Annotated in this window: 10 protein-coding genes; 1 reads left to right on the forward strand and 9 read right to left on the reverse strand. The window is 64.0% G+C overall.

Translation table 11 applies throughout. The annotated features are described in order from the left end of the window. The 7 genes from EOA24_RS18890 to EOA24_RS18920 all read right to left on the reverse strand — a co-directional run. Positions 1-198, reverse strand: a 198-nt coding sequence (locus EOA24_RS18890; protein ID WP_245501820.1) for an aspartate/glutamate racemase family protein, incomplete at its 3' end; no start/stop codon positions are given. Between the two features lie 11 nt (positions 199-209). Continuing rightward, a complete protein-coding gene (locus EOA24_RS18895) occupies positions 210-932 on the reverse strand; it encodes an ABC transporter ATP-binding protein (RefSeq protein WP_126078727.1) in 723 nt (240 codons plus the stop codon). Continuing rightward, on the reverse strand, positions 929-1,708 hold the full coding sequence (locus tag EOA24_RS18900; protein ID WP_126078728.1) for an ABC transporter ATP-binding protein: 780 nt from the start codon (positions 1,706-1,708) through the stop codon (positions 929-931). Before EOA24_RS18900 ends, EOA24_RS18895 begins: the two co-directional genes overlap by 4 nt. A 3-nt stretch (positions 1,709-1,711) precedes the next feature. Beyond that, positions 1,712-2,692 (reverse strand): branched-chain amino acid ABC transporter permease, encoded by a 981-nt coding sequence (locus EOA24_RS18905; RefSeq protein ID WP_126078729.1) that lies wholly within the window; start codon positions 2,690-2,692, stop codon positions 1,712-1,714. A 7-nt stretch (positions 2,693-2,699) separates the two neighbouring features. Next, entirely contained in the window at positions 2,700-3,566 is an 867-nt protein-coding gene (locus EOA24_RS18910; protein WP_042638857.1) for a branched-chain amino acid ABC transporter permease, read from the reverse strand. A gap of 81 nt (positions 3,567-3,647) precedes the next feature. Next, positions 3,648-4,850 carry an ABC transporter substrate-binding protein gene (locus EOA24_RS18915; protein WP_126078730.1) on the reverse strand — a complete coding sequence of 401 codons (1,203 nt, stop codon included), beginning with the start codon at positions 4,848-4,850 and terminating at the stop codon, positions 3,648-3,650. A 157-nt stretch (positions 4,851-5,007) separates the two neighbouring features. After that, entirely contained in the window at positions 5,008-5,289 is a 282-nt protein-coding gene (locus tag EOA24_RS18920; RefSeq protein WP_126078731.1) for a hypothetical protein, read from the reverse strand. 213 nt (positions 5,290-5,502) lie between these two features. On the opposite strand from EOA24_RS18920, the gene hutH reads away from it, so the two are divergent. Next, positions 5,503-6,999, forward strand: coding sequence for a histidine ammonia-lyase (gene hutH / locus EOA24_RS18925; RefSeq protein WP_126078732.1), 1,497 nt, complete (start codon positions 5,503-5,505; stop codon positions 6,997-6,999). Between the two features lie 29 nt (positions 7,000-7,028). On the opposite strand, the gene EOA24_RS18930 is transcribed toward hutH, so the two are convergent. Continuing rightward, entirely contained in the window at positions 7,029-7,796 is a 768-nt protein-coding gene (locus tag EOA24_RS18930; RefSeq protein ID WP_126078733.1) for an SDR family NAD(P)-dependent oxidoreductase, read from the reverse strand. Continuing rightward, on the reverse strand, positions 7,793-8,602 hold an 810-nt coding region (locus EOA24_RS18935; RefSeq protein WP_133374549.1), incomplete at its 5' end, for a sugar kinase. The genes EOA24_RS18935 and EOA24_RS18930, both read right to left, overlap by 4 nt.

The raw sequence follows: 8,602 nt of genomic DNA on the forward strand, positions 1-8,602 counted from the left end.
GGCCTGTGCTTTGCCCATCTCGGCGATGATGCCGGGTATCGCGAAGACCTCGTCGAAATAACCTTCGATGCTCGGCGGGCCGTCGGCGGGATTGACGGCGACGATCTCTGTCGGGCCGGAGGCGACGCTTGCCGCCGCCTCGCCGATCTTGGCGGTCATCGACTGGGTGGTGTTGGGGTTGATGACGAGAATGCGCATGCCAATCAGCCTCAGATCTCGCCGCCGAGATAAAGACGCTTGACCCGGTCGTCGGTCAGCAGTTCGGCGGAGTTGCCGCTCAGCGCAACACTGCCGGTGGTCAGCGCATAGGCGCGCTGCGAGATGCGCAGCGCCATACGCGAATTCTGCTCGACCAGGAGCACGCTGACCTTCTCGTCGCGATTGATGGCGACGATCGAGCGGGCGATGTCCTGGACGAGCTTTGGCGCGACGCCCAGCGACGGCTCGTCGAGCAGCAACAGTTTCGGCTTCGCCATCAGCGCGCGGCCGATGACCAGCATCTGCTGCTCGCCACCGCTCATCGTGCCGGCGGCCTGCGAGAAGCGTTCCTTGAGCCGCGGAAAGCGGCCCAGCACCATCTCCATCGATGCGGCGATCTCGGATTTGCTGGTGCGCGTGAAGGCGCCCATCAGGAGGTTGTCCCTGACTGACATATAGGGGAAGACGCGGCGTCCCTCCGGCACCATGGCGATACCCATCTTGACGATCTCGTCAGGCGCGGCGCCGTCGATCCGCTTGCCGCTGTAATGGATTTCGCCGGACCGGATCTTGCGCAGGCCGGTGATGGCGCGAAGGATCGACGATTTGCCGGCGCCGTTGGCGCCGATCAGCGCGACGGTCTCGCCCTCGTTGACCTCGAGCGAGACGCCCTTCAGCGCGTAGACGTGGTCGTAATAGAGCTCGACATTCGCGAAGTTCAGGATCTGGTTCATAGGCCGATCGCCTCGTCTTCGCTGCCGAGATAGGCCTCGATCACCTTGTCGTTGGCCTGGATCTCCGACGGCGTTCCCTCGGCGATCTTCTGCCCGAAATTGAGCACCACGAGCCGGTCCGAAATCTTCATCACAGCCGGCATGTCATGCTCGACCAGAAGTATGGTCAGGCCACGCTCGCGCAGACGCCGCACCATCTCGACCATGCGCATCGTTTCGTCATGGTTCATGCCGGCGAAGGGTTCGTCGAGCAGCAGGATGGAAGGATTGGTGGCGAGACCGATGGCGATGCCCAACGCCCGCAAATGGCCATGCGGCAGGTTGCGGGCAATCTCATAAGCTAGCGAGGAGAGGCCGAGCAGCGCCAGAATCTCATCGGCCGATTGGCCGAAAGCCGCTTCGTCGGCTTTTGCCGTGCCGGTGCCGAGGAAGAAGCCGAACAGGCTCGCCTTGGAGCGCAGATGGTGCGCGATGATGACGTTGTCGCGCACGCTCATGTTCTTGAAGATGGTGGTTTCCTGGAAGGTGCGCACCACGCCCCTGCGGGCGGCGATGTGCGGCGCGAGGCCGGAGATGCGTTCGCCCTTCAGGCGCACCTCGCCTGTCGTCGGGCGCAGGAAAGACGAGATCAGCTTGAACAAAGTCGACTTGCCGGCGCCGTTCGGACCGATCACCGACAGGATCTCTTTCTCGCGCACCGAAAAGGAGACGTCGTTGACCGCGACCAGACCGCCGAAGCGTTTGGTGAGACGCGAGACCTCGAGCATTTCGGCCATGGCTCAACCCTTCTTCCGGGTCGTTTCGGCAAGGCTGAGCAGGCCGTTGGGCAGCACCAGCATCAGGACGATCATCAGGGCGGAATAGATGAGCAGCTGGAACTGGCCGGTCTGGAACAGAAGGTCCCAGCCGAAATAGAGCACCAGCGTGCCGAGCATCGGACCGAACACATAGCCGAGGCCGCCGAGGAAGCAGTTCAGCATGAAGTTGACGGAATCGGTGACCGTAAAGCTCGACGGGTAGATCGACTGCGAGATGGCGGCGAAGATGGCGCCGGAAACGCCGCCGAAGAAGGACGAGACGGCATAGGCGATGACGCGCAGATAGGCGATGTTGACGCCGATCGAGGAGGCGAGCTCCTCGTTCTGCTGCAGCGACTGGCACAGCTTGCCAATGCGCGAATTGACCAGCCGGTACATGATGGCGAAGCAGACCACCATCAGCGTAACCGCCAGCAGGTAGAAGGCGAGCCGCGAATTCTGCAGCGTGGCGAAATCGGGGATGAGCGTGATGCCGAAGACCGACAGCGCGCCGGGCAGCGGGATGCTGACGATGCCCTTGGCGCCGTTGGTGATCGGCAGCGCCAGAGCGAGCAGGCGCGCAACCTCGGTCAGCACCAGCGTGACCATGGCGAAATAGACGCCGCGCAGGCGCAGGATCGGCAGGCCGATCAGCACGCTTGCGGCGGCGCAGAACAGGCCTGCGGCTGGCAGCGTCAGCCAAAACGACCAGCCATGGTTCATCACCAGTATGGCCGAGACATAGCCGCCCATCAGCGCATAGGCGCCCTGGCCGATATTGATGCGTCCGATGTAGAAGGTGAGCCAGACGCCGGCGCTGGCGATGCTGAGCAGCGCCACCGAGGTCAGCGTGTAGTAGAGGTCGAAGCGGCCGCTCGACGAGATCGCAGCCGGCACGGCGATGAAGACGATCGCGAGGAAGGCGACGACCGCGGCGATCCTGGTGTTGCGATTGACGGTCATGGCGCCATCAACCCCAGGGCTTGCCCATCAGCCCGTTGGGGCGGACCGACAGGAACACCATCAGGGCGGCGAAGATGACGAGATAGGTGACGTCGCCATATTCGCGCAGCACGGTGAGGCCGACCGACTCCATCATGCCGAGGATGAAACCGCCGGCGATCGCGCCGCCGACAACGCCGGCGCCGCCGATCATCACCATCAGGAAAGCCTTGATCGAGATCGGCCCTCCAATACCTGAATTGACACCGGTGATGGTGACCAGCAGCCCGCCGACGACGCCCGCTAGCATGGCGCCCATGGCGAAGCCGATCATCGAATAGCGGTCAACGCGGACGCCCATAAGCTGGGCGGCGACACGGTCCTGTGCAAGCGCCCGCATGGCGCGGCCGACCCGGCTGTACTGCATGTAGAGCACGAACGCCGCGATGAAGACTATCGCCAGCGCGCCGACGACGATGCGGTCGTAGGGCATGATGATGCCAACGTCGTTGAACACGCCCTTGACGATTTTGGGAACGCCGCGCTGCTTCTCGCCGAACAGAAGCAGGATGACGGCGTCGAAGAAGAAGGCGGTCGCGGCGGCCAGTAGCATGGTGCTTTCCTCGCGATGGCTGCGCCGGATGACGGTTCGGAAGAGGAATTTCTCCATCAGCGCGCCGATGACGGCGAGCGTCACGCCCGAGGCGAGCAGCGCCACCACGAAAGGCAGGCCGAGCTGGCCGTAGACGGTGTAGGTGATGAACCCGCCCAGCACATACATCTGGCCGTGGGCGAAATTGAGCACGTTCATCAGGGCGAAGATCAGGGTCAGCCCCAGCGCGATCAGCGCATATTGGGCACCGAGATACAATCCGTTGGCGATGACCTGTTCCATGGATACCTTCGATCTTCCATCGAGTCCGGCCTATCGACCGGACCCCATGGCAAGCTTGAGGAAATACGCTCGAAGGTTACGCTAGTCGACGGAGCCGACGAACAGGGTCTGGAAAGCGCCGTCCTTGTATTCGTTGACCACCATCGGCACCGAGAGCTGGCGCTTCTGGCCGAAGGACGTCGCGCCGACATAGCTGAGCTTCGCGTCGCCCTTCAGGAAGGGATTGGGCGCGGTGAAGGTGTCCATGGTCTTTTTGAATTCGGCGACATCGCTGATGGCCGCCGGATTGGCCTTCAGCGTGTCGAGGATGTATTCCAGCGCGTAGACCTTGGTGTTGGACTCGTCGTTGTATTCGCCGAACATCTTGGTGTAGCGGGTGACGAATTCCTTCATCTCGTCCGAAGCGATCTCCGGCGTGGAGGCGCCGCCGACGGAGATGAAGCCGTTGGCGTATTCGCCGGCGCCCTCTTCCAGCACCTTGGCGTCCTGCGCGGTTTCCGTCGAGATCAGACCTTCATAGCCAAGCTCGCGCGCGGCGCGGATGAGCAGCGGCGCGTTGGCGGGCGCAACGCCCGACAGGACGAGCAGATCGGGCTTCAGGGCGACGATCGGCGTCAGCACCGGGGTGAAATCGCGCGTGTCGTTCTGGTAGGTGTCGTTCTGGGCGACGACTTCCAGCCCGAGAGCCTTTGCCGCCTCGACACCGGAGTCGCGCTGGCTGAGCGGGTCGGATTCATTCGCCGCAACAAAGGCGATCTTCTTCACGCCCTTGTTTTCCTTCAGATATCTATAGATCGCCGGACCGGACTGGTAATTGGCGATCATGCCCAGCACAGCATTGGAAGCCGGCTTCTGGTAGAGCGCCTTGGGGAAGGCGTAGGGGAAATAGATGATGCCGTTGGCCTCGGCGACCGGGCGCACCGCGGCGGCGCCGTCATCGACATTCGGGCCGACGACATAGTGGATGCCTTCCTGCGCCATTTTCTCCATGCCGGCGATGGCGCGCTTGGGGTCCTTCTGGTCGTCGAAGGTGACGATGTTGATGTTGTAGGTGTCGTTGCCGATCTTGACGCCGCCGGTCTCGTTTAACCAGGCGGCGCGCGTCTGCATCGAGCGCACATTCGAGGTGCCCCAGGCGGCGGCCGGGCCGCTGGTGACGCCGACAAAGCCGATTTTCAGTTCCTTGTTTTCAGCCTGCGCATACGAAATGCCGACAGCGGCAATGGCCAGGGTCGAGACGGCGCCGAGCGCCATGGATTTCAGAGTCGAGCGACGGTTGATCATATCAGTAGTTCCCCTTGTTATCGCGCTTTGTGTTTTGCTCAAAGGCTGCGCGGATAGCGTTAAGGGAAACCGCCTAGGGCGGATTGTCAACATCTTTCTTAGGTATTGTATACAATGTTTCGCGAGAATGTGTGCACCCGTCAGTATGGGTCGAAGGCTACTTCCCGCAATGGTGGTCGTTGATCTTGTTGATCGCATTCGCGTCCGGCGCGACGCGGCCGTAGGAGCAAGCGCCAGCGGCGGTGGTGAACAGCTGCCGGTCGTAGTAACGCGGACCGCCGAAGAGCTGATAGAGAAGATCGTCGCTGGCCGGAACGTAGCGCTCGCGCTCGACCGGCTGATAATGGCGATGATGATGCCTTTCGCCCGCAACCGCTTGGGCGGACACGGTCGCGGCCGTGGCCAGCACGAGCGCAGAGAGGGTCAGGTACTTCATCATCGACGGCAACCTTCTGGCAGTTTGGATCCGCAGCATATCCAAAATCACCAGTCGCGCAAAAGTTTCCCGTACCGGGCATTTGTCGCCGCCGCGCCGCTAGCTGAAGAAAGATAACGGCAATCGCGACGGCGGATTTTCGACAATGGCCGGCTGCGATGCCGGATATCCTGCATTCGTTCGGCCACCATTCCCGGAGGCCCAAGGAATAGCCCGATGACAGCCAGAGTGATCGTTCTCGACGCCAAGCCGCTCAGCACGGAAGATGTCGCCGAGATCGCGCGGCGCAATGCCCGGCTCGTGCTCGGCGAGGAAGCCATGCGCCGCATCCGCGCAAGCAGGGCGCTGATCGAACATCTTACCCAACTCGGCAAGCCCCTCTACGGCGTCACCACCGGGCTCGGCGCCTGTGTCGACACGCCGCTGGCGCAGGCGGACCTGATCGCGTTCCAGCACAGTGTGCCGCTCAGCCATTCGATGGGCGCCGGTCCATCGCTGCCGACCGAGGCGGTGCGGGCGCTGATGGTCGCGCGCATCTGCGGCATGGCGGCGGGCGGCACCGGCACCTCGGAGGGTGTGGTGCTCGGCCTGCTCGCGGCGCTCAACGCAGGCGTCCATCCGGTCATTCCAAGCTGGGGTTCGGTGGGCGCAGCGGACCTCGCGCCGCTCGGCCATCTGGCGCGGGCGCTGCGCGGCGACGGCGAGAGCGAATATCAGGGCAGGATCATGCCATCGGCCGAGGCGCTCAAGCTCGCCGGGCTCGAACCGCTCGACCTGCGCGAGAAGGACGGCCACGCCATCATCGTCGCCAACAGCCTTTCGACCGGAACGGCGTGCCTCGCGCTTGAGGAGGTCGCTTGCCTGATCGACTGGTCGCTGGCGGCGGTGGCGCTGAACTACGAGGCATTCCGGGCGTCGCTCAAGGCCATCGACGAGGATGCGCTTGCGGCGCGGCCCGCCTTCCGCCAAGTCGAGATCGGCGCGCGGTTGCGGGCCGAGCTTGTGGGCAGCGGGCTGTGGCACGACAACGCCGCGCGGCGCCTGCAGGATCCGCTCAGCTTCCGCTGCGTGCCGCAAGTGTGGGGCGGGCTCCTCCATGCCTATGAGCAGGCGAAACTGGCGACGGAGATCGAGCTTGGCCATTCAGGCGACAATCCGGTCATCCTGCCTGAGGCCGAGCGCGTCGTCTCCAACGGCAATTTCGACCTGACCGCCTTCACGCTGACCTGGGAAAATCTGGGCCAGGCGCTGGCGCATTGCGCGGTCGGCACCGCCAACCGCTCGATGAAGCTGATGTCGCCGACGGTCGCGGAACTGCCGCGCTTCCTGTCGGCGAAAGGCGGCAGCCGCCAGGGCTTTGCGGAACTGCAGAAGCCGGTCGCCGCGCTCGAAGCCGAGATCCGGCACCTCGCCAATCCGATGTCGCTCAGCCCCCTGGCCATTTCGGACGGCGTCGAGGACCAGTCGTCGATGGCGCCGCGCGTCGTGGCCAAGACGGCAGGCATCATCGAGCGCCTGCGCTATCTGGTGGCGATGGAGCTGATCTTCGCGGCCACCGGCGTGCAGTTGCGCGGCGTGCTGGACTCGATGGGCGAAGGACCGCGGCGCAGCTACGAAGCCGTGCGGGCGCTGGTCGCCCCGCTCGACGACGACCGCGAGATGAGCGCCGACATGGCGCGCGTCGCGCGCATGGTGGCGGGGCCGCGGCTGTAGAGCGAGCCTCCAGGCCACCGCTGCAAGCCTCAGTGGTAGTAGATACCGCCGTCGACGTTCAGCGCCTGACCGGTGACGAAGGCCGACAGGTCCGAGGCGAAGAACAGCACCGGACCGATGATATCCTCGGGCGCGCCGAGGCGCTTCAGCGCCGCGACGTCCTCCCAATGGCGGATCGCGGCTTCGCTTCCCAGATTGTTCTTGCCCATCTCGGTCAGGATGATGCCGGGGCAGATTGCGTTGACCGTGACGCCGTCCATGCCGACCTCCTGCGCCAGCACGCGGGTGAGCGTGATCACCACCGCCTTGGTCGCCGCATAGTGGCCTTGCGTCGGCACGCCCTGCCGGCCGGCGATCGAAGCGATGTTGATCACCCTGCCCGACTTCCTGGCGCGCATATGCGGCAGCACCGCCTGGCACATCATCAGCACGCCCTTGGCGTTGACGTCGAAATGCGCGTCCCAATTGGCCTCGTCGAGATCTTGCAGCAGGCTGGGCTTGAGGATGCCGGCGTTGTTGACCAGCACGTCGATGCTGCCTGCCTCTTCAAGCAGGGCCTGCGCGGTCGCCTCGATGTCCTTCTTCTTGCTGACGTCCATCTTATAGACATAGGCCTTGCGGCCCGCGGCCTCGATCTCGCCCCTGGTCACGTCGAGTTCCGCCGCCTGCGACGGCAGATCGGTGATGGCGACATCGAAGCCGGCTTCGGCAAGCCCCTTCGCGAGCGCCCTGCCGATGCCGCGGCTGGCGCCGGTGACGAGAGCCGTCTTGCCCTTGGCTTCAGGAAGAATGGTCATGCTGCTTCCACCTTTGATGTCTTGACCGGAAGCGAATTCATCGCCGCGACCGTGTCGTCGAATGAAACGAGTTTGCCGTCGGAACCGAGCCCCATCGCCACCTTGGCGGCGACCGCGCTGGCAAAACGCGCGGACTGCCTGAGGTCCCAACCTCTGACGACGCCGACGATGATGCCCGCCGTGAAGGAATCGCCGCAGCCCGTTGTGTCGAAGACCTCGGCCTCGAAGGCCGGCAGATGGAAATCTTCGCCATGTTCGGGCGAGACATGAACGCCGTCGGCGCCCAGCGTGATGATGCAGTTCTTCACGCCTCTCGCCTTGAAGAAGGCCGCGACGCGGGCCGGATCGCGGTCATACGCCATTTCGCCGGCTTCGTCGATGCTGGGCACGAAATAGTCGATGTAAGGAAGGCACGGCTCGACCAGCTTCCACGTCTCGGGCGTCGCCTGGATGAGATCGAAGGTGGTGACGCGTCCAAGCTCCTTGGCGCGCTTCAACAGCCTGACGGTCGGTTCGCCATCGAAGCGCTTCAGGAGCCCGGTGCCGCCGACATGGACGACGGTCGCATCGAGCGCGGCATCGAGATCGGCATCGGCGACCTCGAACAAGGTGGCAGTGCCCGGCACATGCAATGCCGGCCGCTCGCCGTTCGGCCGCACCGGCAGGATGGTGGACGAGGTCTGGACGCTGCCGTCGCGGCGAACGAGGCTCGTCTCCAGGCCGTATTTCTTCAGCTTGGCGAGAAACCAGTCGCCCATGTCGTCGGTGCCGAGCGTGGTGACGGCCCTGGTCTTCAGGCCCAGGAT

It is taken from the genome of Mesorhizobium sp. M2A.F.Ca.ET.039.01.1.1 (assembly GCF_003998035.1).
Lineage (GTDB): Bacteria > Pseudomonadota > Alphaproteobacteria > Rhizobiales > Rhizobiaceae > Mesorhizobium.